Below are 22,295 nucleotides of genomic sequence, written 5' to 3' on the forward strand. Positions count from 1 at the left end.
TTCCGGGGCAACTCGCCTCGAACGTAACCCTTCTACCGATTCGCACACCCGTGAAACCTGCCGTGCGACGGCCGTACGCCCTTGACAGAGGGATGTTTCATTGCCGACACATCGGGCCGGGTCCGGCGGATTGTGTTGCTGCGGACGGCCGACACGCCATAGAGTCGCCAATCGTCGGCATGGTGCCACGCTGACCTGTCTAGAAGTTTCCTGGTCACCAAGGAGGTAAGACGACTTGTGAATGAGTCGACATTTACTCCCGGGGGTGGTCACCCAGGAATGCCTGCGCCGGACCAGGAGCCCGCGGGATTCGCTGCTGTCGGCTCCGTAGCCGTGCGCACCTTCGCAGCCCACCGGACTTCGGTGGTGACTCAACCAGCACCCCAGAGCATGGATGGCCATCACGTGAACGCCATGGCCGGCGACGGAAGTGGCGCGCCCCACAACCATTTCGCCGACTACGACGAACTGCCCGAGGGGCACTTCTACGACCCCGACGCCGAGTACGAGCCCGATCCCGAGTACGCGGCCACGCTCGCGCCCGACGCGGCGCGCCAGCGCCGTGAGCGCGTCGGCCCGACCGGGCGCCCGCTGCCGTACTTCCCGATCCCGGGTCCGCTGACCGACCACGGCCCCGCGAAGATCATCGCGATGTGCAACCAGAAGGGCGGCGTCGGCAAGACCACGTCGACCATCAACCTGGGTGCCGCGCTCGCGGAGTACGGACGCCGGGTGCTGCTCGTCGACTTCGACCCGCAGGGCGCGCTGTCGGTCGGTCTCGGCGTCAACCCCATGGAGCTCGACCTCACCGTCTACAACCTGCTCATGGAGCGGGGCATGGCGGCCGACGAGGTGCTGCTGAAGACGGCGGTCCCCAACATGGACCTGCTGCCCAGCAACATCGACCTGTCGGCGGCCGAGGTGCAGCTCGTGAGCGAGGTCGCGCGCGAGTCCACCCTCCAGCGGGCGCTGAAGCCGCTGATGGACGACTACGACTACATCGTGATCGACTGCCAGCCCTCGCTCGGTCTGCTCACGGTCAACGCGCTGACCGCCGCGCACAAGGTGATCGTGCCGCTGGAGTGCGAGTTCTTCGCGCTGCGCGGTGTGGCGCTGCTGACCGAGACGATCGAGAAGGTCCAGGAGCGGCTCAACCCCGACCTGGAGCTCGACGGGATCCTCGCCACCATGTACGACTCGCGCACGGTGCACAGCCGTGAGGTGCTCGCGCGTGTGGTCGAGGCGTTCGACGACCACGTCTACCACACGGTCATCGGGCGCACGGTCCGCTTCCCGGAGACCACGGTCGCCGGTGAGCCGATCACCACGTACGCGTCCAACTCCGTCGGTGCCGCCGCCTACCGCCAGCTCGCCAGGGAGGTGCTCGCCCGGTGTCACGCCGAGTGAGTCTGCCGGGGGCCGACGAACTCTTCCGTACGACAGGGGGGATGGCGCTCCAGGCGTCGACCCCCCGGCGCCAGGCCAACGGCGACGCCCGTGTCCCCGCACCCGCGGGGGAGGGCGACGCGGCGGCGGCCGCCGTGGAGGACGCGCCGCAGTCGGTGCCCGCGCAGGGCGGCGACGGCGAGGGCGCGGAGCACGTCGCGGCGGACGCGGAGCCGGACGGGACCGGGGAGTCCCGCAGCCGCGACGCGGCGGGCTCCGGACGGCGTCAGCCGGCGCAGGACGGTGCGGCCCAGCGCGGCAAGCGGGGGCGGGCGGCGTCGCGGCGGCCCAGCGGCCGTGAACGGCACGACGAGAAGATCACCGTGTACGTGTCCGCCGAGGAGCTGATGGACCTCGAACACGCGCGCCTGGTGCTGCGCGGCGAGCACGGGCTGGCGGTGGACCGGGGCCGCATCGTCCGCGAGGCGGTCGCCGTGGTCCTCGCCGACCTGGAGAGCCGTGGGGACGCCAGCATCCTCGTACGACGCCTCCGCGGGCGGTAGCGGTAGCCTGCGGAGGCCATGACCTCGAACGACACCCCCGCCTCCGGCGCCCGCCCGCCCCGCCGCCGCACCCTGGGCCGGGGGCCGGGAACGGCCGCGCAGGGGGTGCCTGAGGAAGGCGTGGGCCCCTCACCGGGGGCGACGCCGGAGAGCGGGGCCGCCGAGCGCGGGGAGCCGGGCCCGCCCCACGGCACACCCGAGAACACACCGGGCACCGAACAACCCCCTGCGCGGGACTTCTCGCCGGTCGAGCCGGTGACGCCGGAGCACGGGGTCGCCGACCTCGGGGCGCGCGCGGGGGAGACGGACGCCGTGCCGCCCCTGGGCGCGCCTTCACCGGACGGGCCGGAGGACGGCGTCGCCGAGCGCGGCGAGCCGGGTCCGGCGGCCACGCCGCCGCGCGGGGAGCCTGCGGAGGCGGATGAGCCGGGGGCGGTGCCGGAGGGCACGGCCGCCGGGGCCGGGGAGCCGGGTCCGAGGCGTCCCCCGTCGGTCGAGTCGGTGGTCGCGTCGGAGTGCGGGACCGCCGTGCGCGGGGAGGCGGGGCCGATGGCCGGCCCGGCGGCCGTGGAGCGGGCGGGCGCCGGGATTCTCCCCGGAAGGCCTTCACCGGGTGAGCCGGGTACGCCACCGACGCAGGAGACCGCCGCGCGTGCGGCGGGGCCGGACGCCCCGGCCGTCGGCGGGACGGTGAGCGCGTCCGGCGGACCGGAGTCCGTGGAGGCGTCCGGTTCCGGGAGCGGCGCGATCGACGTCGGCCGGGCGGGGGCCGCCGGGCCCGGTGGCCCAGGGGGCGGACCGGAGTCCGGGGACGGGGCTCCGGGGGCGGGCGACGCCGAGGACGGGCGGTTCAAGGTTCGGCTGGTGAACTTCGAGGGGCCGTTCGATCTGCTGCTGCAGTTGATCTCGAAGCACAAACTGGACGTCACCGAGGTCGCGCTGTCCAAGGTGACCGACGAGTTCATGGCGTACATCCGGGCCCTGGGGCCCGACTGGGACCTGGACGAGACGACCGAGTTCCTGGTCGTGGCGGCCACGCTGCTCGATCTCAAGGCGGCCCGGCTGCTGCCCGCCGCCGAGGTGGAGGACGAGGCCGACCTCGCCCTCCTGGAGGCCCGGGACCTGCTGTTCGCGAGGCTGCTGCAGTACCGCGCGTACAAACAGATCGCCGAGATCTTCAGCCGGCGCCTCGACGACGAAGGCCGCCGCTACCCCCGTACCGTCGGACTCGAACCGCACCACGCCGAGCTGCTGCCCGACGTCGTCATCAGCATCGGCGCCGAGGGCTTCGCCAGGCTCGCCGTCAAGGCGATGCAGCCCAGGCCCGAGCCGCAGGTGTACGTCGACCACATCCACGCCCCGCTGGTCAGCGTGCAGGAGCAGGCCGGGATCGTCGTCGCGCGGCTGAAGGAGCTGGGCGAGGCGAGCTTCCGGGCCCTCGTCGAGGACACGGACGACACCCTGACCGTCGTGGCCCGCTTCCTCGCCCTGCTGGAGCTGTACCGCGAGAAGGCCGTCGCCCTCGACCAGGAGGCCGCGCTCGGCGAGCTGACCGTGCGCTGGACCGGCGGGGACGGGGACGCCGCGCCGACGGTCACCGACGAGTTCGACCGGCCGCCGGAGCAGCCCGAGGAGGAGAGGAAGCCGTGAACGAGGAGACGACCGGGACCCCCGCCGCGCCGCGCACCGTCGCGGAGCTCGACCTCAGGCCCGCCCTGGAGGCGGTCCTCATGGTCGTGGACGAGCCCGCGACCGAGGAGCACCTGGCGAAGATACTGGAGCGCCCCAGGAATCAGGTCGCGGACGCGCTGCGCGCGCTCGCCGACGAGTACACCGTCCAGGGCCGCGGCTTCGAGCTGCGCCTCGTCGCGGGCGGCTGGCGCTTCTACACCCGTCCCGAGTACGCCGCCGCCGTCGAGGGCTTCGTCCTGGACGGCCAGCAGGCCCGGCTCACCCAGGCCGCCCTGGAGACCCTCGCGGTCGTCGCCTACCGGCAGCCGGTCAGCCGCAGCCGCGTCTCCGCCGTGCGAGGGGTCAACTGCGACGGCGTGATGCGCACCCTCCTGCAGCGCGGTCTGATCGGGGAGGCGGGCACGGAACCCGAAACAGGTGCGATCCTGTACACGACGACGAACTACTTCCTGGAGCGGATGGGCCTGCGCGGTCTGGACGAGCTCCCGGAGCTCGCGCCCTTCCTCCCGGAGGCGGAGGCGATCGAGGCCGAGACGCTGGAAGCGGTCCCGTCGTTCGATCCGGACGCCCCGGATTCCGAGGACGCAGACGACAAGACGGAACTTTGATGCGAAGCAGCAGCGGCAGGAACAGCAGCGGAAACAACGGCGGGAGCCGTGGTGGCAACAGCGGCGGCCGCGGCGGGAGCAGTGGTGGCCGCGGTAACTACCGCGGCGCCGGTAACAACCGCGACGACAAGCAGGGCGGCCGTCCGAAGAAGCCGCGTCCGGAGGAGCGGCGCTACGACGTGGGACCCGGCGCCACCCAGGACGGTCCGAAGTCGGGCCGCGGTCCCTCGGCCCGCGGCGGCGCCAAGGGCGGTCCGAAGCGGCCCCAGCAGCGGGGGCGCAGCGCCCCGGCCACGTCCCGTGAGTACGAGACGCGGGCCGAGGAGCGCAACCGCGAGCGGTACGCGGGCAAGAAGGAGGTCAGGCTGCCCAAGACCTTCCCCGGCGCCGAGCAGGAGGGCGAGCGGCTGCAGAAGGTGCTCGCCCGCGCGGGCTACGGCTCCCGGCGCGCCTGCGAGGAGCTGATCGAGCAGGCGCGCGTCGAGGTCAACGGCGAGATCGTCCTGGAGCAGGGCAAGCGGGTCGACCCGGAGAAGGACGAGGTCAAGGTCGACGGCCTGACCGTCGCGACCCAGTCGTACCAGTTCTTCTCGCTGAACAAGCCCGCCGGTGTCGTCTCCACCATGGAGGACCCGGAGGGCCGGCAGTGCCTCGGTGACTACGTCACCAACCGCGAGACCCGCCTCTTCCACGTCGGCCGGCTCGACACCGAGACCGAGGGCGTCATCCTGCTCACCAACCACGGCGAGCTGGCGCACCGGCTGACCCACCCCAAGTACGGTGTGAAGAAGACGTACCTGGCGGCCATCGTGGGCCCGATCCCGCGGGACCTGGGCAAGAGGCTCAAGGACGGCATCCAGCTCGAGGACGGTTACGCCCGCGCGGACCACTTCCGGGTCGTGGAGCAGACCGGCAAGAACTACCTCGTCGAGGTGACCCTGCACGAGGGCCGCAAGCACATCGTGCGCCGCATGCTCGCCGAGGCCGGCTTCCCGGTCGACAAGCTGGTGCGCACCGCCTTCGGGCCGATCACCCTGGGCGACCAGAAGTCGGGCTGGCTGCGGCGGCTGTCGAACACCGAGGTCGGGATGCTGATGCAGGAGGTCGACCTCTAAGGGCCGCCGTCCCCCAAGGGCTTCCGGCCTCCAAGGGCTGTCGCCCCCAAGGGCTTGTGCGCCCCGCCCGCACCCCCTTTAATAGTCACTGAGACTATTAAAGGGGGTGCGGGTCATGGACGGCTACGACAAGTACGCCTTCGAACCCTTCGCCGTCACCGTCGACCTCGCCGTGTTCACCCTCCGCGCGGGCGCGCTGCACGTGCTGCTCGTCGAGCGCGGCCAGGAGCCGTACGCCGGACGGTGGGCGCTGCCCGGCGGCTTCGTCCAGCCGGACGAGTCCGCCGAGAGCGCCGCGCGGCGCGAGCTGGGCGAGGAGACCGGGCTGACGGACGTGTCCGGGCTGCATCTGGAGCAGCTGCGGACCTACAGCGAACCCGACCGCGACCCCCGGATGCGGGTCGTGTCCGTCGCGTTCGCCGCGCTGCTGCCCGACGCGCCCGAGGCGCACGGCGGCAGCGACGCGGCACAGGCCCGCTGGACGCCGTACGACTCCGCGCGGGAGCTCGCCTTCGACCACGGCCGGATCCTGGCCGACGCGCGGGAACGCGTCGGCGCCAAGCTCGAGTACACCTGCCTCGCCACCGCCTTCTGCCCGCCCGAGTTCACCCTCGGGGAACTGCAACGGGTCTACGAGACCGTGTGGGGCACCGCCCTGGACCGGCCCAACTTCCGCCGCAAGGTGCTCGCCACCCCGGGCTTCGTCGAAGCCGTCCCCGGCGCCGCGCGCCTCACCGGCGGCCGGGGCAAACCCGCCGCGCTCTACCGCGCGGGCACCGCCACCGCCCTTCACCCGCCCCTGCTCCGGCCCACTCCGGAAGGACGCCCCGCATGACCACGACCACCGTCACCAAGCGCGCCGCCACGGGAGCGCTCACCGGACTCGCCCTGGGGGACGCGCTGGGCTTCCCGACCGAGTTCAACGACGTGCCGTCGATCCTCGCGAAGTTCGGACCCTGGCGGGGGATGGACCTGCCCAGGCCGGCGATCGTCACCGACGACACCCAGATGACCCTCGCGCTCGGCAGAGGGCTGCGTACGGCCATGGACCGGGGACTGCTCACCCCGAAGCGGCTGGAGCGGCCGGTGCGCGAGGAGTTCGTGGAGTGGTGGCGGTCGCCCGAGAACAACCGTGCTCCCGGCAACACCTGCCTCAAGGCCTGCCACCTGCTGGCCCGCGAGGACCGGCGCTGGCAGGACGCCAGCCAGACCGGCTCCAAGGGCTGCGGCGCCAACATGCGCGTCGCCCCCATCGGCCTGGCCCCCGGCCTGACCGACGAACAGCGCGCGGGCGCCGCCCAGTTGCAGTCGGCCCTCACCCACGGCCACCCCACCGCGCTGGCCGCCTCCGACCTCACCGCCCACGCCGTACGGCTGCTGGCGGGGGGCGCCGAGCCGACCGGCCTGATCGGACTGCTGCGCTCCTACGCCTACGACAACCGCACCCGCTACCACGAGTCCTGGCTCGGCGACCTGTGGACCCGCTCCCAGGACCCCACCCCCGAGCACTTCATCGCGCGCGGCTGGGACGAGTGCCTGGAGATCCTGGGACGCCTCCAGGACGCCGTACGCACCGTCTCGCCGGAGACCGACCCCTGCCTGGCCACGGGCGAGGGCTGGATCGCCGAGGAGGCCCTGGCGACCGGCCTGCTCTGCTTCCTCCTCTTCGTCGACGAACCCCTCACCGCCCTGCGCCGCGCCGCCTGCACCGCCGGCGACTCCGACTCCATCGCCTGCCTCACGGGCGCCTTCGCGGGCGCGTACCTGGGCGCGGACGCCTGGCCCGCCGAGTGGGCCGACCGCATCGAGTACCGGGGCGAGCTGCTGGCGCTGGGAACGCTCTGGGACGCTTGAGCGATGACCGACGTCCTGGACCTCGACCTGAGCCCGGTGATCGCCGAACAGCCCGACCCGGTGCTGTTCGCCACCGTCTCCGGCGCGCACCTGTACGGCTTCCCGTCCCGCGACTCGGACGTGGACCTGCGGGGCGTGCACCTGCTGCCGGCCGCCGACCTCGTCGGGCTGCGCGAGCCGGAGGAGACCCGGTCCAGGATGTGGGTCCGGGACGGCGTCGAGATGGACCTGGTCACGCACGACCTGCGCAAGTTCGTCCGCCTGATGCTGCGGCGCAACGGCTACGTCCTGGAACAGCTGCTGTCCCCGCTGGTCGTGCACACCACCGACACCCACCGCGAGCTGGCCGCGCTCGCCCCGGACGTCCTCACCAGCCACCACGCCCACCACTACCGGGGATTCGCGCAGACCCAGTGGCGGCTGTTCGAGAAGACCGGCGAACTCAAGCCGCTGCTCTACACCTTCCGGGTGCTGCTCACCGGCATCCACCTGATGCGCTCCGGCGAGGTGCAGCCCCATCTGCCCACCCTCGCCGGGGAGGTCGACGCCGCCCCGGGCCACCTGCCGGAGCTGATCGCCGCCAAGGCGGAGCGCGAGCACGGGGACGCCGCCGTCGACCACGCGCGCGTGCGGGACGACGTGGAGCGGCTGCACGGTGTGCTGGACGAGGCGCAGGCCGCGTCAGACCTGCCCGACGCCCCCACCGCGTACGACGCCCTGCACGACCTCGTCGTACGGACCCGCCTGGAGGGCTGAGGCGCGGCGGGTGCGGACGAGGAAGTCCTCCACCCGGCGCCGGTCCGGCTCCTCGGGCAGCGGACCGCGCCGGGCGGCCTCCGCGCCCTCCTCCGCCAGCCGGGTCATCCGGGACTCCACCTCGGACCAGGACACCTCGCCCCGCTTCACCGCGAGCAGCGACTCGCGCTCCTCGCCCACGTCGATCGTGAGGGTGCCCGTGCGGAGCAGGTCGCGGGCGCTGATCAGCAGGCGGAGCAGGTGCATCGCGTGCTTCCAGCGCGGGGCGCCGTGCGCGCGGACGTCCGCCTCCAGCTTGCGGCGCTGGCCGTGGGCGTACCGCGTGAACGTCTCGTGGACCTCGCGGGAGAGGAACGCCCCGCGCAGGGACAGCAGCTCGCGGCCGGTGGCGTCGGCGTACTCCACCAGCGGGGAGTGCAGGCACTCCAGGATGTTGGGGTTGGCGCGCAGGGCCAGCTCGCAGAAGCGTTCCAGCTCCCAGCTGAACTGCTCCTCCGCCGGGCCCTCGACATGCGTCGGCGGCTTCTCGAAGCGCCAGAACAGGGGAGTGGGCGCGAGGAAGACGCCCCGGCGGTCGGTGTCGCTGCCCTCGGTGGCCAGACCGAAGGCGCGCGAACCCATGACGCAGGCGTAGATCGTGTGGTCGCCGACCAGGGTCTCGGGGCGCATGCCCGGGAGCGTACGCGGTGGATCACGCCCGGCGGATCGAATTTCCCTCCACCGTGATCGGCTCCGCGGGCAGTGGCCGGGTCGCGGGGCCCCGCTCCACCGAACCGTCGGTGATCTTGAAGCGGCTGCCGTGGCAGGCGCAGTTGACGGTGCCGTCCGCGACCTCGGCCACGACACAGTTCTGATGGGTGCAGATCGCCGAGAAGGCCTTGAAGTCGCCCTCCCGCGGCTGGGTGACCACGATCCTCTCGTCCGCGAGGACCGTGCCCCCGCCCACCGGGACGTCGGCGGTCGAGATCAGCTCCTGCCCGGCGGTGTCCGACGAGGTGCCGCCCCCGCCCCCGCCCCCGTCCCTGCCGTCTCCGCCGTTCCCGCCGTCCGAGCCGCAGCCCGCGGCCAGTGCCGCCGCGCCCGACGCGAGCAGAACCGTGCGGCGTGTTGCACGAGGGGTCATGTCGTCACTCCCGGAGGTCGCGGTCCCCGGCATCCTGACACCGAATCCGTCGAACAGGAAGCAACTCACGACAAACCACCCTGAAGAGTGCACACCGCCCGTCTCAGCGGGCGGGCGCCCGGCGCCGCCACCGCGCGGGCTGACTACGCTGGACGACCGAACAGCAGACAGACACGTCAGCAAGGAGCATCGTCGTGGCGGTACGCGCGGTCCGGGGGGCCGTCCAGTTGGAGCGGGACGAGGCCGGTCACATGGAGGAGCGGGTCGGCGCGCTGCTCACCGCGATCCTGGAACGCAACGGCCTGCACACCGACGACCTGATCAGCCTCTGGTTCACGGCCACGCCCGACCTGCACAGCGACTTCCCGGCCGCGGCCGCCCGCAAGCTCGGCATCGTCGACGTCCCCCTGATCTGCGCCCAGGAACTGGACATCGAGGGCGCCATGCCCCGTGTCGTCCGGGTCCTCGCGCACATCGAGTGCGACAAGCCCCGCGCGGACGTCGCGCACGTCTACCTCGGCGCGGCGGCCGCCCTGCGCAAGGACATCGCCCAGTGAGAACCGCACTCGTCATCGGCACCGGACTCATCGGAACGTCCGCCGCGCTCGCCCTGTCGCAGCGGGGCGTCGTCGTCCACCTCACCGACCACGACCCGGAGCAGGCCCGTACGGCCGCCGCGCTCGGCGCCGGCACGGAGGAGGCCCCCGACGGGCCGGTCGACCTGGCGATCATCGCCGCCCCGCCCGCCCATGTGGCCGACGTGCTCGCCGACGCGATGCGGCGCGGCGCGGCGCGCGGCTACATCGACGTCGCCAGCGTCAAGGGCGGCCCGCGCCGCGAGCTCCAGGAGCGCGGGCTCGACCTGGCCCCGTACATCGGCACCCACCCGATGTCCGGCCGCGAGCGGTCCGGCCCGCTGGCCGCCACCGGGGACCTCTTCGAGGGGCGCCCCTGGGTGCTCACCCCCACCCGGGACACCGACACCGAGGTGCTGAACCTCGCCCTGGAGCTGGTCTCGCACTGCAGGGCCGTGCCGGTCGTCATGGACGCCGACGCCCACGACCGGGCCGTGGCCCTCGTCTCCCACATGCCCCACCTGGTGTCCAGCATGGTCGCCGCGCGCCTGGAGCACGCCGAGGAGGCCGCCGTGCGACTGTGCGGGCAGGGCATCCGGGACGTGACCCGGATCGCCGCCTCCGACCCCCGGATGTGGATCGACATCCTCTCCGCGAACCCCGGCCCGGTCGCCGACCTGCTCACGGACGTCGCCGCCGACCTGGAGGAGACCGTGCGCGCCCTGCGCGCGCTGCAGTCCTCCGACGAGGACGAGCGCCGAGAGGGCGGCACCGGCATCGAGAACGTGCTGCGCCGCGGCAACGCGGGGCAGGTCCGCGTCCCCGGCAAGCACGGCTCCGCGCCGCGCGTCTACGAGACCGTGACGGTGCTCATCGACGACCAGCCCGGCCAGCTCGCCCGCATATTCGCGGACGCCGAGCGCGCCGGCGCCAACATCGAGGACATCCGCATCGAGCACGCCACCGGACAGCAGGCCGGTCTGGTCCAGCTCATGGTGGAGCCCAAGGCGGCTCCGGCCCTCGTCGCGGGGCTGCGGGAGCGGGGCTGGGCGATCCGCCGGTGACGGGCCGGGGCGGGGGAGGGCCCGGGGACGGTCCGTCCCCCGGAGGGCCGGATCGTCCGCTTGTCGGAGGGGTTCCGGGGGGCCGGTAATCTGGTGCGGGGCGTGTCCGCGCCCCGCACACACCACTCCACCGCACCAGGAAGGTGTTCCCCCGTGGAAAACGGCGCCGCCCAGCCCGTGATTGTCGCCATCGACGGCCCCTCCGGCACGGGCAAGTCGAGCACCTCGAAGGCCGTGGCGGCGCAGCTCGGCCTGAGCTACCTGGACACCGGCGCCCAGTACCGGGCGATCACCTGGTGGATGGTGACCAACGGCATCGACATAGACGACCCGTCCGCGATCGCCGCCGTCGCCGGGAAGCCCGAGATCGTCTCCGGTACGGCCCCCCAGGACCCGACGATCACCGTCGACGGCGTCGACGTGGCCGGCCCGATCCGCGGACAGGACGTCACCTCCAAGGTCAGCGCGGTCTCCGCGGTCCCCGAGGTGCGGACCCGGATCACCGAGCTGCAGCGGTCCATCGCCGCCTCCGCCGTCACCGGCATCGTCGTCGAGGGCCGCGACATCGGCACCACCGTGCTGCCCGACGCCGACCTGAAGATCTTCCTCACCGCCAGCGCGGAGGCCCGTGCCGCCCGCCGCAGCGGCGAGATCAAGGGCGCCGACCTGAACACCACCCGCGAGGCCCTGATCAAGCGGGACGCCGCCGACGCCGGCCGCAAGACCTCCCCGCTGGCCAAGGCCGGCGACGCGGTCGAGGTGGACACCACCGAGCTGACGCTGGCGCAGGTCATCGAGTGTGTCGTCACCCTCGTCGAGGAGAAGCGGGCCGGGAAGTGACCGACGTCCCATCGGTGCGCGGCGCCGAGGTCGGCCGGCGCATCGGCGTCGGCCTGATGTACGGGCTGTTCAAGCCGCGTGTGCTGGGCGCCTGGCGGGTGCCCGCGGCCGGTCCGCTGATCTTCGCCGTGAACCACTCCCACAACGTCGACGGCCCCATGGTCATGGGCGTGGCGCCCCGGCCGACGCACTTCCTGATCAAGAAGGAGGCGTTCGTCGGCCCGCTCGACCCGTTCCTGACCGGCATCGGCCAGCTCAAGGTGGACCGGCACAGCACCGACCGCACGGCGATCTCCCGGGCGCTGGGCGTGCTGGAGCAGGGCGGCGTCCTCGGCATCTTCCCGGAGGGCACGCGCGGCGAGGGCGACTTCGCCTCGCTCCGCGCGGGGCTCGCCTACTTCGCCGTACGCGGCGGAGCGCCGATCGTGCCGGTGGCCGTCCTGGGAAGTTCCGAGCGCCGCGGACGGTTGATAAAGGGACTGCCCCCGCTGCGCTCCCGCGTGGACGTCGTCTTCGGCGACCCCTTCGACGCGGGCGACGGCAGCGGCAGACGCACGCGCAAGGCGCTGGACGAGGCGACCGAGCGCATCCAGAAGCAGCTCACCGCCCACCTGGAAAACGCCAGGCGCCTCACCGGGCGCTAGGCGACACTTGAGTAGTGGATCACCGTTGTGTACGGGGTTCCACCGATCACCACGATGAACGACGAGGTACGGACTTCATGAACGACCACATCCAGCCCGACGGCTCGGACGCGTACAAGGGTGCGCACGAGCACGATCACGGGGCGCTGGGCGATGCCGAGTTCGCGGAGTTCATGGAGCTCGCCGCGGAGGAGGGCTTCGACCTCGAGGACGTCGAGGGCGCCATCGAGGCGGCGGGCCACGGTCCGCTGCCCGTGCTCGCCGTCGTCGGCCGTCCCAATGTCGGCAAGTCGACCCTGGTGAACCGCATCATCGGCCGCCGTGAGGCGGTCGTCGAGGACAAGCCGGGCGTCACCCGCGACCGCGTCACCTACGAGGCCGAGTGGGCGGGCCGCCGCTTCAAGGTCGTCGACACCGGCGGCTGGGAGCAGGACGTCCTCGGCATCGACGCCTCCGTGGCCGCCCAGGCCGAGTACGCCATCGAGGCCGCCGACGCGGTCGTCTTCGTCGTCGACGCCAAGGTCGGCGCGACCGACACCGACGAGGCCGTCGTCCGGCTGCTGCGCAAGGCCGGCAAGCCGGTCGTGCTGTGCGCCAACAAGGTGGACGGCCCGAGCGGCGAGGCCGACGCGGCCTACCTGTGGTCCCTGGGCCTGGGCGAGCCGCACCCGGTCTCCGCGCTGCACGGCCGTGGCACCGGCGACATGCTGGACCAGGTCCTGGAGGCCCTGCCCGAGGCCCCGGCGCAGACCTTCGGCACCGCGGTCGGCGGCCCCCGCCGCATCGCCCTGATCGGCAGGCCCAACGTCGGCAAGTCCTCGCTGCTGAACAAGGTCGCGGGCGAGGAGCGGGTCGTCGTCAACGAACTCGCCGGCACCACTCGTGACCCGGTCGACGAGATGATCGAACTCGGCGGCAAGACCTGGAAGTTCGTCGACACGGCGGGCATCCGCAAGCGCGTCCACCTCCAGCAGGGCGCCGACTACTACGCCTCGCTGCGCACCGCCGCCGCCGTCGAGAAGGCGGAGGTGGCCGTCGTCCTCATCGACGCCGCCGAATCCATCTCGGTGCAGGACCAGCGGATCGTCACCATGGCCGTGGAGGCGGGCCGCGCGATCGTCCTCGCGTACAACAAGTGGGACACCCTCGACGAGGAGCGCCGCTACTACCTGGAGCGGGAGATCGAGACCGAGCTCGGCCAGGTGGTGTGGGCGCCGCGGGTGAACGTCTCGGCGCGCACCGGCCGGCACATGGAGAAGCTGGTCCCGGCCATCGAGACGGCCCTGGAGGGCTGGGAGACGCGGGTCCCGACGGGCAGGCTGAACGCCTTCCTCGGCGAGCTGGTCGCCGCCCACCCGCACCCCGTGCGGGGCGGCAAGCAGCCGCGCATCCTGTTCGGCACCCAGGCCGGCACCAAGCCGCCGCGGTTCGTGCTGTTCGCCTCCGGCTTCATCGAGGCGGGCTACCGGCGGTTCATCGAGCGCCGGCTGCGGGAGGAGTTCGGCTTCGAGGGGACGCCGATCCACATCTCCGTGCGGGTGCGGGAGAAGCGCGGCAAGAAGAAGTAGCCGACGGCGGGCATGACGAAGGGGCGGTCCCGGCGGGGCCGCCCCTTCGCCGTGCCCCGGGTCAGGCGCCTCTGCGCGGGGCCGGCGGCAGTCCGGCCGGCACGTGGTGCATCCCGGAGGCGGGCCTGCCGACCGTGCCGATCCGCTGCCACTGCGGCCCGTCGCCCTGCCGGCCGTCGCCCGCGCCGTAGGCGCCGCTCACGAGGGAGGCGCCGAACGTGCTCGGGCTGTGGCCGCCGTACGAGCCCGCACCGCGCGGGATGTTCCCGAAGGCGGTGAAGCCCAGCTCCTCCTCGCCGCTGCGGTCGCCCGGCAGCGAACGGAAGGACTTGACGTACTCGGTGTAGAGGGCGTCGTAGATCGGCGTGGCCGAGAGGCCGCTCCGGGAGTCCCGCTCCGGGCGCACGGGTGCGGGGACCGAGGCGAGGGACTGGCGGCGAGGAACGTCGTATGCGTGCACGTATGTCCAAACGACCCCGTGACGCAAGGGATGCGGCGTTTTTGCGGCTTTCGCCGGTTGTCCGGCGGTGCTGTGCCCGCCGGGCCGGTCAGAGGCCCGCCAGCGGCAGTGCCGCGGCGACCAGCTTGCCGTTCGCCGCCGCCTTGTCCAGCGCGTCGCGCAGCAGGTCCTCGCGCGGCTGACGGCCGATCGAGCCGACCGGGGCCGCGAACATCAGCACCCGCTGGTGCTTGTTGGCGGCCGACCGCCAGCCGTCGGTGACCTGGAGCGGCTGGTGCGCCTGCCACCAGGCCACCGGACGGCCGCCGGCCGGGTTCGGCTGGAGCACGGCGTGCAGCTGCCCCGCGGCGAGCAGGACCGACCAGCCGTGCAGCGCCGGCGGTACGGCCGACAGCTCGGTCAGCGGCATGAAGCCCTGCTCGATGAGGAGCGGCAGGAAGTCGTCGCCGGCCCCGAGCGAACCGGGCCGCGCGACCGGCGCGGTCGGCTCCACGACCAGCGCCGGGTGCAACTCCCCGGAGATCAGGACCAGTCCGCTGGTCACCCCGAGCACGGCCTGTTCGGGGGCGGCCTTCGCGGACGCCGGCTCCCCGGTGTCGCCGCCGATGGCCCGCACGGCCCCCTGGAGCTGCTCCTCGGTGACCTGGACGACCTGCGAGGGCAGGCAGCCGGCGTGGGCGAAGGCGAGGACGGCGGTCTCGTCCCCGATGAACAGGACGGTGCTGGTGCGCTCCTGCTCCGGGTCGCCCGGGGTGCGGCAGGAGGTGCAGTCGTAACTGCCCGGGGCGGACTCCCCGGCGAGCAGGCGGGCTGCTTCTTCGTCGCCGATCTCGGCGCGTACCTCGTCGCTGACGTCGAGCATGCGCGGCACGGGTGGCTCCCTCGGGATGCGGTGCGTGGCGAGGCCGGGTGGCTCCCGGCCCGTGGTCCGGGTGGGTCCCCGGCTCATGAAGAAGACAACGGGCGATCTGTGGCGGTAGTCACGCCCCAGGGCGAACGGAATCGAACCATCCAGCGCGCACGGTCACACTCGGCGCGGAATCGGCCACTCATCGTCAACTGCCCGTTGTCGTACTGTCGTTGAGGAGGTGAGGTGGCTCACAGGTTGCTCCGTCCGCTGGTCGACAAATCCCGAAATCGGGGAATGAAGTGGGTGGCCGAAAATCGCCGCTACCCGAGGTAAGCGGCAACTGGCCTGGCACAACGGGGCGTTGGTTGATCCCGGTGCCGGGGGCTCCTTAGATTCCTCCGCCGTGTGCAGCGAGCACCGCTCGGGTACGTCCGCCGACCGCACCGCACGGCACCACCGCACGACCCGAAGGCGGACGGGGCGAGCGCGGCCCACGCGTCCCGTGACGCGGCGGGCGGCACTCCGCCTCGGGGACCCCGAGTCCTTCGGGAAGGACCTACATGTCCGAATGTGCCGATAACACCCGCGACCACCTCCGCAAGACCCGTACGACGGCCGTCCTGGCCGGCGCGGCCCTGCTCGCGCCCCTCGGACTGCTCGCCGCGACCGGGAACGCCACGGCGGCGGACAGCGGGGTGTGGGACCGCATCGCACAGTGCGAGAGCGGCGGCGACTGGCACATCAACACCGGCAACGGCTACTACGGCGGACTGCAGTTCTCCGGTGCCACCTGGCGCGCCTACGGCGGCACGGCCTACGCGCCGACGGCCGACCGGGCCACCAGGGCCCAGCAGATCGCGGTCGCCACGAAGGTGCAGCGCGCCCAGGGCTGGGGCGCCTGGCCGACCTGCTCGGCACGCGCGGGGGCGTCCGGGAACGCACCCGCCACGAACCCGGTGACCACGGAGCGGGCCCCGTCGGAACAGTCGAAGTCGTCGAAGCCCACCAGGACTTCGACACCCTCCGGGCACACGGACCGCGACACGTCCCGCGGTGACCACACCGTCCGCGCGGGCGACACGCTGAGCGGGATCGCCGCGCGGTACGGCACGACCTGGCAGCGCCTGTACGAGGCCAACAAGTCCGTCATCGGCGGGGACCCCGACGTGATCGTGCCCGGCCAGCGCCTCGACGTCTGAGCCGTCGCCGGGCCCGCCCTCCGGGCACGGGCCCCGTCCGGCCGGACGGGGCCCTACGGCTGCCGGGCGGAGGCGGACCGGCCGAGTTCGCCGGTCTCCCCGGCGAACACCACCGCGCCCCGGCGCAGTACGTACACGAAGGCGGGACGGCCGTGCAGGGCGGGCGGCAGCCGCTGCTCGGCGACGACCACGCACGCGTCGAGCGCGGCCAGCAGCGCGTACGTACGGGCCGCGACCGCCGGCGACATGCCCTGGGCGGGCTCGTCGACGAGCACCACGCGCACGCGCGGCGACAACGCCCGGCACAGGGCCAGCATCCGCTGCTCGCCTCCGGAGAGCGTGCCGGCCCGGCGCCCCAGCAGCGGCCGCAGCGCCGGGTAGGCGTCGAGGGCGCGGGCGGGGTCGGGGTCGGTGAGGGCGAGGTTCTCCCGCACGGTGAGGGAACCGAACACCGCCCGCCGCTCCGGCACCAGGCACAGCCCGCGCCGGGCCCGCTCGTACGCCGGTACGCCGGTCACGTCCCGCCCGTCCCACACCACGGCCCCGCCGGACAGCGGCACGTCACCGGCCAGCGCGCGCAGGGCGGTCGTGCGGCCGGAGCCGTTGCGGCCCAGCAGCACGGTGATGCCGGGGCCGGGCGCGGCGAGGGTGACGCCGTGCAGGGCCTCCAGGGGGCCGTACCGCACGCGCGCGTGGCGCAGGGAGATCACGGTCATGGGCCGGCCGTCTCCCCGAGGGTGTCCAGGACGCTCCCGGGCGGTCCGGAGGCGACGATCCGGCCCGCCGTCATCACGTGCACGACGTCGGCGAGGCCGGCGACCAGGTCGAGATCGTGCTCGACGACCAGGAGGGCCGTGCCGTCGGCGGCCAGTGCCCTCAGGATCCGGGCCAGCGCGGTGACCTCGGCGGTGTCGAGACCGGCGGCGGGTTCGTCGAGCAGCAGCACGCGCGGGGCGGCGGCGAGGGCCCGCGCGACCTCCACCCGGCGCAGCGTCCCGGTGGGGAGCCCGGCGGCGGGCCGCGCCCTCATCGGCCCGTCCAGACCGAAGAGCCGCAGCGTCCGCTCCACCGCGCCGGGATCACGCAGCCGGCCCCGCTCGGCGCCGACGCGCACGTTCTCGGCGACGGTCAGCGTCGGGAAGACCGCCAGCCGCTGGAACGTCCGCGCGATCCCGAGCCGGGCGCGGGCGTGCGCGGGCAGCCGCGTGATGTCCCGTCCGCCGAGCGAGACCGACCCCCGCGCGGGGCGCAGGGTCCCCGCCAGACAGTGGAACAGCGTGCTCTTCCCGGCCCCGTTGGGCCCGACGACGGCGGTCACCCGCCCGGCCCGGACGTCCAGATCCACCCCGTCCAACGCGGTGAACCCGCCGTACCGGACCCGCAGCCCGCGGGCGGCGAGCACAGGAGGGCCGGGGGCCGGTGCGGAGCCCTCTGCGCGCCGGCGCCCGGTTGGGGCGGTCGACGCCCCCGGGAAGGGCAGCTCCCGAGCCCGCCCGGGCGACGATTCCCCCGCCGCCGCTCGTGGTCCGCCGGTGGCTTCGGGGCGGCCGACGGCCTCCGTGCCCGGCTCGCCGGTCCGGGCGTTTGGGGCGGCCCGTTCCGGCGTCCCGGACCGGGAGCCGGCGCCGCGCCCGCCGGTCCGGGCGTCCGGTCGCGGTCCGGTGTTCGTCGCCGTCGCGCCCGCCGGGGTCCGGGGCGGCCCCGGTGGCGGTGCCGGAGGGCGCAGGCGGGCGCGGAGGCGTACGGCCAGGAGGGTCGGTGCCGGGCGGAGCCGGTTCGTCGCGTCCCGCAGCGCCGCGTACGGGCCGTCCGGGAAGCGGCCCGACAGGACCGCCAGGACGCCGATCACCGCCGCTGCCACGCCCCCGCGCGTGCCCGCGTCCAGGCCGACCAGGAGGGCCGCGGCGAGAAGGGCGCCCAGGGCGCTGTCGGCGCCCAGGACCACCACCGCGGCGAACCACAGCAGGCCCCGTACGGGGTCGTACGCGGCCGGGTCGAAGGCGCGCAGCCCCATGCCGAGCATGCCGCCGCCGAGCGCGGCCAGCGCCGCCCCGGACACGAAGGCGAGGAGTTTCAGCGACGGCACGCGCACGCCCGCCGCCCGCGCCCCGGACTCGTGGTCCCGCATCGCCGCCAGGGCCCGGCCCGTACGGCCCCGGCGCAGCGCCCGGGCAGCGAGCAGCGCGCACGCCAGGAGGACCAGTTCCAGGACGTAGTACGCGCGGTCGCCGTCGAAGCCCGCCGGGCGGCCCAGGGACAGTCCCGACGTGGCGTACGGCTGGTCGAAGACGAAACGGCTCACCCCGACGCCCACCGCGAACGTCGCCAGCGCCAGAGCGAGCCCCCGGCGGCCGATCGCCGGCCAGCCGGTCAGCACGCCCAGCGGGGCGACCAGGACGACCGCCACCGCGAGCGCGGCCAGCTCCGGCAGCCGGGGCAGGCCGGGGAAGCGGCCGGCCGCCAGCAGCGCCGTGAAGAGGGCGCCCAGCCCCGCGTACGCCGCCTGCCCGAGCGAGATCTGCCCGCCCCGGCCGGTGACCACCACCAGCGACAGCAGCACCACACCCAGCGCCGGCACCTGCACCGCCGTGTGCAGATCGCGCCCGGCGAAGCCCAGCGGCAGCAGGAACAGCACCCCGGCCACGATCCAGGCGCCCGGGTGAGCGGGCACCCGCGCGGTGGCCGGGCGCGGGAGCGCGTCGCGCGTACCGACGCCCGGCAGCACCAGGGCGGCGACCAGCAGCGCCACGACGAACAGGTTGGCGCCCACCGCCTGGAGCAACGGCTCGCCCCACCCGGACGGGTGCAGCCGCGTCAGCTGACTCTGCGCCACCCCGATGCCGAGCGCGACGACCACCGCCACCGTCGGACCGCGCATCCGCGCGGCGACCGCGACCGCCACCACCTCCATCACGAGCAGCGGCAGCCCGTACGGATCGAGCCGCACGTACGGCGCCAGCAGCACGCCGGTCAGACCGGCCGTGAACGAGCCGAACGCCCAGCCCGCCGCCGCCACCCGGTCCGCGTCCACACCGGCGAGCACGGCCAGTCGCCGGTCGTCCACGACAGCCCGCAGCTCCCGCCCGAACCGCGTCCGGCGGATCACCACCCCGACCCCGGCGGCCAGCACGACCACCACCGCCAGTTGTCCCCACGGCTCCGCGGGCACCAGCACCGGCGCGTCGTCCCGCGCCCCCCGCCCCCACAGCAGCGCCGCCCCGCCCACCAGCAGCACGAACACCCCGATGGACGCCACCAGCGCCCGCGCCGGGTCGCCGCCCCGCACGGACAGCGGCCGGAACACGGACCGCTCCAGCACCACCCCGATCCCCGGCGCCACCACCAGCAGCGTCAGCGCGGCGGCCCACCACAGCGGCCAGCCCCGGTCGACCACCAGGCCGCGCAGCACGTACGCGCACACCATCGCGATCGCGCCGTGCGCGAAGTTCAGCACCCCGGTCGCCCGGTACGTCACGATCAGACCGATCCCGGTGAGCGCCGCCGCGGCGCCCACCGACAGACCGGCCAGCGTGAGGTCGTACGTCAGCGAGGACATCGGCGAGGCCTCAGCCGGACCCGTCGGCGGGTTCGCAGATCGGGCAGGGCCCCAGCCCACCGTCCGCGACCAGCTTCCCGTCCACCGGAACCGCCTCCGCCTTCCCCGCGACCAGCGGGCAGTCCGCACGGTGCCACAGCGTCCCGCCCGGCACCATCAGCATCTCCGGGCTGACGGCCACCGGCCCGCCGGCCGGCCGTCCCGGCTCGTCGCCGCCGGGCGGCCCGGCGGCGACCAGCAGGCCGTACAGCTCCTCCACGCGGGTGGCGGCGAGCGCGTCCCGGCCGTGGGCGAGCAGCACCGCCCCGGCGACGATCAGCGCGGCGCCGGGGATGCTGCAGGAGGCCAGATAGGGCAGCTGCCGTTCGGCGTAACGCTCGCCCGAGACGCCGTACCAGCCGATGACGCACAGCACCGCGCCGACGGCGAGCGCGGCCCAGCCCGCCCAGAGGACGGGGTGCGCGATCCGGAGTCGGACTGTCCGCATGGCTTGCACTATGCCCCTTGGGACCCGACCCTGAAAGCACCGGGCGCATACGGTCCGGACCGACACCCGATTGGTGAGCCAGATGGTTCTCGGCAGTGGCATCGGGCGGGGGAACACGGGGACGGGAAGGCGCGGCCCACGGACGGCGGGACGGGGCACGGCGCTGGCCGCCGCCCTGTTCCTGGTCCTGGCGCCGGGCCTCGCGGCGTGCGGCGACGACGGCGGTGGCGGTGGCGGCGGGACCTCCACGCCGTCGCCGGACCGGACGACGAGCGCACAGGGCAGCGCGCCCGCGAACCAGGCGGAGGCCGAAGAGGAGATCCGGCAGAACTGGGAGAAGTTCTTCGACCCCCAGACCCCGGTGGAGGAGAAGAAGAAGCTCCTGCAGAACGGTGAGCTGCTGGGCCCGGTGCTCGAGGCGTTCAGCGGTGACAACCGCGTCGGACAGGTGAAGGCGGAGGTCACCGAGATCGCGTTCGTCTCACCGACCGAGGCGGACGTGACGTTCACCCTGACCCTCAGGGGAGCCACCGCCCTCCCGGACGCCTCCGGCGTCGCCGTCGACGACGACGGCACCTGGAAGGTGTCCGTCAAGTCCCTGTGCGCGCTGGTGCAACTGAGCGGCGATGAATCGCCCCCGGACATTCCGGGCTGCTGAGGTCCTCGCCGCGGCGGCGCTCCTCGTCCTGACCGCGGCCTGCGGCAGCCGTCTGCCGGAGAGCGACTTCGAGCACGGCGACCGTCCGTCCGCGACCGCCCGGGGCGCCGGCGAGCCGATCCGCGTCGGCATCGTCACCAGCGCCACCAGCCCGGTCGGCGGCGGCGTCTTCACCGGTCCGCGCGACGGCGCGAAGGCCTGGTTCGACCGGCTCAACGCGCGCGGCGGCATCGACGGCCGGCGCGTCGAGGTGCGGCCGTGCGACGACGGCGGCAGCGGCGTCGGCAACAACGAGTGCGTGCACAGGCTGATCGACGAGGAGAAGGTCGTCGCCCTGGTCGCCACCACCGCCCTGGACTACGCGGGCGCCCCCCGCGTCTCCCGCGCGGGCGTCCCCGACATCGGCGGCCAGCCCATCGGCGCCGCCTACGACACCTACCCGCACCTCTACGGCGTCTACGGCAGCGAGGCGCCCAGGAACGGCACCCCCGGCTGGGACGGCAAGCTGTACGGCGGCACCGAGGTCTACCGCTACTTCAAGCGCGAGCACGGCGCCCGCACGGCCGCCGTCGTCTCCTACAACCAGTCCGCGTCCGCCGCCTACGCCCGGCTCGTCGAACGCGGCCTGAAGGCCGAGGGCTACAAGGTGGTCACCGAGCAGGTCGACTTCGCGCTGCCCAACTTCCGCGCGGTGGCCGCCGACCTGAAGCAGCAGGGCGCCGACCTGGTCTTCGACGCCATCGACGGCCACGGCAACGCCCGCCTGTGCCAGGCCATGGACGACGTCGGCGTCCGGGTCACCGCCAAGGTCACCAACGTGCAGAACTGGACGTCCACCGTCGCCGAGGACTACAAGGACGCGCCGCACTGCCGCAACGCCCTGTGGGCGACCGGCTCCAGCCGCAACTTCGAGGACACCGGCCACCCGGCCGTACGCGCGTTCCGGGACGCCACCGAGGGCCTCAGGACGCACTCCCAGTGGCAGCTGGAGGGCTGGGCCGCCGCCCGCTGGTTCACCGACGCGGCGCGGTCCTGCGCCCGTACGGGCATCACGCGGGCGTGCGTCGACGCCTACGTCGGCCGTGCCCGGGACTACACCGCGGGCGGACTGCTGCTGCCCGTCTCGTTCGAACGCTCGCCCGAGCCGCCGGCCACGAGCCGGACCTGTCTGTCCGTGGCCCGCTGGCGGGACGGCGAGGGCTGGGTGTCGCAGGGCGACATGAACCGCACCTGCTTCACGGTGCCGCAACTGGCCTACGAACCCTGATCCTCGCCCCCTTCAGGACAGTGGCTGTCC

At 73.8% G+C, this 22,295-nt stretch carries 23 protein-coding genes; 16 read left to right on the forward strand and 7 right to left on the reverse strand.

The annotated features are described in order from the left end of the window. Positions 1 to 279 precede the first annotated feature (279 nt). The 8 genes from ACZ62B_RS31465 (at position 280) to ACZ62B_RS31500 (ending at position 7,974) form a co-directional block, all read left to right on the forward strand. Positions 280 to 1,407 carry a ParA family protein gene (locus ACZ62B_RS31465; RefSeq protein ID WP_344561604.1) on the forward strand — a complete coding sequence of 376 codons (1,128 nt, stop codon included), beginning with the start codon at positions 280 to 282 and terminating at the stop codon, positions 1,405 to 1,407. Beyond that, positions 1,392 to 1,949, forward strand: a complete 558-nt coding sequence (locus tag ACZ62B_RS31470) for a hypothetical protein (RefSeq protein WP_344561602.1) — start codon at positions 1,392 to 1,394, stop codon at positions 1,947 to 1,949. Before ACZ62B_RS31465 ends, ACZ62B_RS31470 begins: the two co-directional genes overlap by 16 nt. Before the next feature lie 549 nt (positions 1,950 to 2,498). Next, positions 2,499 to 3,599 carry a segregation and condensation protein A gene (locus ACZ62B_RS31475; protein ID WP_468723335.1) on the forward strand — a complete coding sequence of 367 codons (1,101 nt, stop codon included), beginning with the start codon at positions 2,499 to 2,501 and terminating at the stop codon, positions 3,597 to 3,599. Continuing rightward, the gene (scpB, locus tag ACZ62B_RS31480) at positions 3,596 to 4,249 is read left to right on the forward strand and encodes an SMC-Scp complex subunit ScpB (protein ID WP_344561598.1); all 654 of its coding nucleotides are present in this window, start codon (positions 3,596 to 3,598) and stop codon (positions 4,247 to 4,249) included. The genes ACZ62B_RS31475 and scpB overlap by 4 nt, the downstream gene beginning before the upstream one ends. Continuing rightward, the gene (locus tag ACZ62B_RS31485; protein WP_344561596.1) at positions 4,249 to 5,364 is read left to right on the forward strand and encodes a pseudouridine synthase; all 1,116 of its coding nucleotides are present in this window, start codon (positions 4,249 to 4,251) and stop codon (positions 5,362 to 5,364) included. Before scpB ends, ACZ62B_RS31485 begins: the two co-directional genes overlap by 1 nt. Positions 5,365 to 5,479: 115 nt before the next feature. Continuing rightward, positions 5,480 to 6,199 carry an NUDIX hydrolase gene (locus ACZ62B_RS31490; protein ID WP_468723189.1) on the forward strand — a complete coding sequence of 240 codons (720 nt, stop codon included), beginning with the start codon at positions 5,480 to 5,482 and terminating at the stop codon, positions 6,197 to 6,199. Further along, entirely contained in the window at positions 6,196 to 7,218 is a 1,023-nt protein-coding gene (locus ACZ62B_RS31495) for an ADP-ribosylglycohydrolase family protein (protein ID WP_468723191.1), read from the forward strand. The genes ACZ62B_RS31490 and ACZ62B_RS31495 overlap by 4 nt, the downstream gene beginning before the upstream one ends. A 3-nt stretch (positions 7,219 to 7,221) precedes the next feature. Beyond that, positions 7,222 to 7,974, forward strand: coding sequence for a nucleotidyltransferase domain-containing protein (locus ACZ62B_RS31500; RefSeq protein WP_469692970.1), 753 nt, complete (start codon positions 7,222 to 7,224; stop codon positions 7,972 to 7,974). Here ACZ62B_RS31500 and ACZ62B_RS31505 read toward each other — a convergent pair. Together ACZ62B_RS31505 and ACZ62B_RS31510 are read right to left on the reverse strand one after the other, a co-directional pair. Continuing rightward, positions 7,900 to 8,643, reverse strand: a complete 744-nt coding sequence (locus ACZ62B_RS31505; protein WP_344561588.1) for a nucleotidyltransferase domain-containing protein — start codon at positions 8,641 to 8,643, stop codon at positions 7,900 to 7,902. The two genes, ACZ62B_RS31500 and ACZ62B_RS31505, sit on opposite strands and share 75 nt — an antisense overlap. A 22-nt stretch (positions 8,644 to 8,665) precedes the next feature. Continuing rightward, the gene (locus ACZ62B_RS31510; protein WP_469692971.1) at positions 8,666 to 9,097 is read right to left on the reverse strand and encodes a Rieske (2Fe-2S) protein; all 432 of its coding nucleotides are present in this window, start codon (positions 9,095 to 9,097) and stop codon (positions 8,666 to 8,668) included. A 194-nt stretch (positions 9,098 to 9,291) separates the two neighbouring features. Here ACZ62B_RS31510 and aroH point away from each other — a divergent pair, with 194 nt between their 5' ends. The 5 genes from aroH to der all read left to right on the forward strand — a co-directional run bounded on the left by aroH (position 9,292) and on the right by der (position 13,788). Further along, positions 9,292 to 9,654, forward strand: coding sequence for a chorismate mutase (gene aroH / locus ACZ62B_RS31515; RefSeq protein ID WP_085575144.1), 363 nt, complete (start codon positions 9,292 to 9,294; stop codon positions 9,652 to 9,654). Beyond that, entirely contained in the window at positions 9,651 to 10,736 is a 1,086-nt protein-coding gene (locus ACZ62B_RS31520; protein ID WP_344561583.1) for a prephenate dehydrogenase, read from the forward strand. The genes aroH and ACZ62B_RS31520 overlap by 4 nt, the downstream gene beginning before the upstream one ends. A 153-nt stretch (positions 10,737 to 10,889) precedes the next feature. Continuing rightward, on the forward strand, positions 10,890 to 11,576 hold the full coding sequence (cmk, locus tag ACZ62B_RS31525) for a (d)CMP kinase (protein ID WP_344561581.1): 687 nt from the start codon (positions 10,890 to 10,892) through the stop codon (positions 11,574 to 11,576). After that, the gene (locus tag ACZ62B_RS31530; protein ID WP_344561579.1) at positions 11,573 to 12,220 is read left to right on the forward strand and encodes a lysophospholipid acyltransferase family protein; all 648 of its coding nucleotides are present in this window, start codon (positions 11,573 to 11,575) and stop codon (positions 12,218 to 12,220) included. Before cmk ends, ACZ62B_RS31530 begins: the two co-directional genes overlap by 4 nt. A gap of 77 nt (positions 12,221 to 12,297) precedes the next feature. Continuing rightward, positions 12,298 to 13,788 (forward strand): ribosome biogenesis GTPase Der, encoded by a 1,491-nt coding sequence (der, locus tag ACZ62B_RS31535; protein ID WP_469692975.1) that lies wholly within the window; start codon positions 12,298 to 12,300, stop codon positions 13,786 to 13,788. A gap of 61 nt (positions 13,789 to 13,849) precedes the next feature. On the opposite strand, the gene ACZ62B_RS31540 is transcribed toward der, so the two are convergent. Together ACZ62B_RS31540 and ACZ62B_RS31545 are read right to left on the reverse strand one after the other, a co-directional pair. Further along, on the reverse strand, positions 13,850 to 14,248 hold the full coding sequence (locus ACZ62B_RS31540) for a hypothetical protein (protein WP_344561575.1): 399 nt from the start codon (positions 14,246 to 14,248) through the stop codon (positions 13,850 to 13,852). A gap of 88 nt (positions 14,249 to 14,336) precedes the next feature. After that, a complete protein-coding gene (locus ACZ62B_RS31545) occupies positions 14,337 to 15,119 on the reverse strand; it encodes a hypothetical protein (RefSeq protein WP_344561573.1) in 783 nt (260 codons plus the stop codon). Between the two features lie 539 nt (positions 15,120 to 15,658). Here ACZ62B_RS31545 and ACZ62B_RS31550 point away from each other — a divergent pair. Beyond that, complete coding sequence (locus ACZ62B_RS31550; RefSeq protein WP_344561571.1) at positions 15,659 to 16,297, forward strand: LysM peptidoglycan-binding domain-containing protein; 639 nt, start codon at positions 15,659 to 15,661, stop codon at positions 16,295 to 16,297. A gap of 53 nt (positions 16,298 to 16,350) precedes the next feature. Here the strand turns inward: ACZ62B_RS31550 and ACZ62B_RS31555 are convergent, their stop codons facing one another. The 3 genes from ACZ62B_RS31555 to ACZ62B_RS31565 are packed head-to-tail and all read right to left on the reverse strand — an operon-like array spanning position 16,351 to position 20,340. Next, positions 16,351 to 17,013 carry an ABC transporter ATP-binding protein gene (locus ACZ62B_RS31555; RefSeq protein WP_468890058.1) on the reverse strand — a complete coding sequence of 221 codons (663 nt, stop codon included), beginning with the start codon at positions 17,011 to 17,013 and terminating at the stop codon, positions 16,351 to 16,353. Then, positions 17,010 to 19,853: an ABC transporter permease subunit gene (locus ACZ62B_RS31560; RefSeq protein WP_469692978.1), complete on the reverse strand. Its 2,844-nt coding sequence runs from the start codon at positions 19,851 to 19,853 to the stop codon at positions 17,010 to 17,012. Before ACZ62B_RS31560 ends, ACZ62B_RS31555 begins: the two co-directional genes overlap by 4 nt. Before the next feature lie 10 nt (positions 19,854 to 19,863). Next, entirely contained in the window at positions 19,864 to 20,340 is a 477-nt protein-coding gene (locus ACZ62B_RS31565; protein ID WP_468723208.1) for a hypothetical protein, read from the reverse strand. Positions 20,341 to 20,422: 82 nt separating this feature from the next. Between ACZ62B_RS31565 and ACZ62B_RS31570 the strand changes: the two genes are divergently transcribed. Both ACZ62B_RS31570 and ACZ62B_RS31575 read left to right on the forward strand, forming a co-directional pair. After that, positions 20,423 to 20,998 carry an MTB12 C-terminal domain-containing protein gene (locus ACZ62B_RS31570; protein WP_344561639.1) on the forward strand — a complete coding sequence of 192 codons (576 nt, stop codon included), beginning with the start codon at positions 20,423 to 20,425 and terminating at the stop codon, positions 20,996 to 20,998. Continuing rightward, the gene (locus ACZ62B_RS31575) at positions 20,967 to 22,265 is read left to right on the forward strand and encodes an ABC transporter substrate-binding protein (protein WP_469692980.1); all 1,299 of its coding nucleotides are present in this window, start codon (positions 20,967 to 20,969) and stop codon (positions 22,263 to 22,265) included. Before ACZ62B_RS31570 ends, ACZ62B_RS31575 begins: the two co-directional genes overlap by 32 nt. Positions 22,266 to 22,295 lie beyond the last annotated feature (30 nt).

This window comes from Streptomyces sp. NPDC053426, assembly GCF_055585405.1.